Source organism: Pseudomonas sp. NPDC087614 (assembly GCF_044743485.1).
Classification (GTDB): Bacteria; Pseudomonadota; Gammaproteobacteria; order Pseudomonadales; family Pseudomonadaceae; genus Aquipseudomonas; species Aquipseudomonas baetica_A.
The window spans coordinates 1-1797 of the sequence record NZ_JBIUWN010000169.1 but is presented as its reverse complement, the minus strand read 5'-3'; the positions used below and the strand labels follow the sequence as shown (position 1 = coordinate 1797).

Below are 1797 nucleotides of genomic sequence, written 5' to 3'. Positions count from 1 at the left end.
TCACACCGCCGAGGTAGTCGATACGGTCGGTGTAAGGAATGAAGCTGTGCCAGGACTGACGCTCAGCCATCTTCTCGGCACCACGGTGGTGGTAACCGATGTCCGGCACGCAGTCGACGATCTCTTCACCGTCCAGTTGCAGGATGATACGGAACGCACCGTGAGCCGAAGGGTGGTTCGGCCCCAGGTTGAGGAACATGTAGTCCTCGTTCGGCCCGGAACGCTTCATGCCCCAGTCTTCAGGGCGGAAGCGCGCGGCTTCTTCCTCAAGCTGTTGTTTGGCCAGGTTCAGGCTGTACGGATCGAATTCGGTGGCGCGCGCCGGGAAGTCCTTGCGCAGCGGGTGACCTTCCCAGGTCGGCGGCATCATGATGCGCGACAGGTGCGGGTGGCCTTTGAAGTCGATGCCGTACATGTCCCAGACTTCGCGCTCGTACCAGTTGGCGTTTGGCCAGATGCTGGTGACGGTCGGCAAGCTCAGGTCGCTTTCGGACAAGGCGACCTTGATCATCACGTCACTATTACGCTCAAGCGACATGAGGTGATAGAACACGGTGAATTCGGCGTCCGAAGGCAGCCCTTGACGCTTGGTGCGCAGACGCTCGTCCACGCCGTGCAGGTCATAGAGCATGACGTACGGCTTGGGCAGGTTGCGCAGGAAAGTCAGGACTTCGACGAGTCTGGCGCGCGCCACCCACAGCACCGGCATACCGGTGCGGGTCGACTGAGCGGTGAACGCTTCGGCGCCAAAACGGTTGTTCAATTCAACGACCACATCCTGGTCGTCTGCCTTGTAAGGCGGGATGTACAGAGCGCTGCCTGTAGTCATGGTTATTTTTTCGCTTTCGGTCAACGTAAAGAATGAAGCCAGCTTCTCGTTTCTTTGTCAGAACAGATCTGGATCAGACTTCGTCAGGGCTGCGCAGGTTGGTGACTGCGATTCGCTGTTCGCGGCGCGCATCCTTCTGCGAAGGCATGTCGGCGCGATATACGCCTTGATCGCCAACGACCCAGGAAAGCGGACGACGCTCCTTGCCAATCGATTCCTGCAAGAGCATCAAGCCTTGCAGAAATGCTTCCGGACGAGGAGGGCAGCCAGGTACGTAGACGTCCACGGGCAGGAACTTGTCCACCCCTTGAACCACAGAGTAGATGTCGTACATGCCGCCGGAGTTGGCGCACGAACCCATGGAAATCACCCACTTCGGCTCGAGCATCTGCTCGTAGAGACGCTGGATGATCGGCGCCATCTTGATGAAGCAGGTTCCGGCGATAACCATGAAGTCGGCTTGACGCGGCGATGCCCGGATCACTTCGGCGCCAAAGCGCGCGATGTCGTGGGGCGCCGTGAAGGCGGTGGTCATTTCCACGTAGCAGCACGACAAGCCAAAGTTGTACGGCCACAGGGAGTTCTTGCGTCCCCAGTTGACCGCGCCACTCAGCACGTCTTCCAGCTTGCCCATGAAAATGTTTTTGTGAACTTGATCCTCTAACGGATCGGAAACGGTTTCCCGTTCGCCAATCGGATACTGCTCGTTAGGAGCATCGGGGTCGATCCTGGTGAGATTGTATTGCATTGCCAAAGCCTCATTGTTTCAGCTTCGCTTGCCTCTTGCGACGAGCTTCCGGAGCCCAGTCAAGGGCGCCCACTCGGAACAGGTAGACAAGACCTGCCAACAGAATTGCTATGAAAACGAGAGCTTCGACGAATCCGGTCCAGCCGCTTTCGCGGACGGTCACAGACCATGCAAAGAGAAAGAGGGCTTGGATATCGAAGATCACGATCTGCATCGCGTC

Annotated in this window: 3 protein-coding genes; all 3 read right to left on the bottom strand. The window is 57.9% G+C overall.

What is annotated here, in order from left to right:
* Nucleotides 1–829, bottom strand: an 829-nt coding sequence (locus tag ACIOWA_RS27790; protein ID WP_401162909.1) for an NADH-quinone oxidoreductase subunit C, incomplete at its 3' end; no start/stop codon positions are given.
* Between the two features lie 73 nt (nt 830–902).
* Nucleotides 903–1577 carry an NADH-quinone oxidoreductase subunit B family protein gene (locus tag ACIOWA_RS27785; RefSeq protein WP_221730388.1) on the bottom strand — a complete coding sequence of 225 codons (675 nt, stop codon included), beginning with the start codon at nt 1575–1577 and terminating at the stop codon, nt 903–905.
* 10 nt (nt 1578–1587) lie between these two features.
* Nucleotides 1588–1797, bottom strand: a 210-nt coding sequence (ndhC, locus tag ACIOWA_RS27780) for an NADH-quinone oxidoreductase subunit A (RefSeq protein WP_401162908.1), incomplete at its 5' end; no start/stop codon positions are given.

Excerpts from the sequence above, each read along its gene's own strand:
- ACIOWA_RS27785 (WP_221730388.1), bottom strand. The coding sequence starts at position 1,577 with ATGCAATACAATCTCACCAGGATCGACCCCGATGCTCCTAACGAGCAG.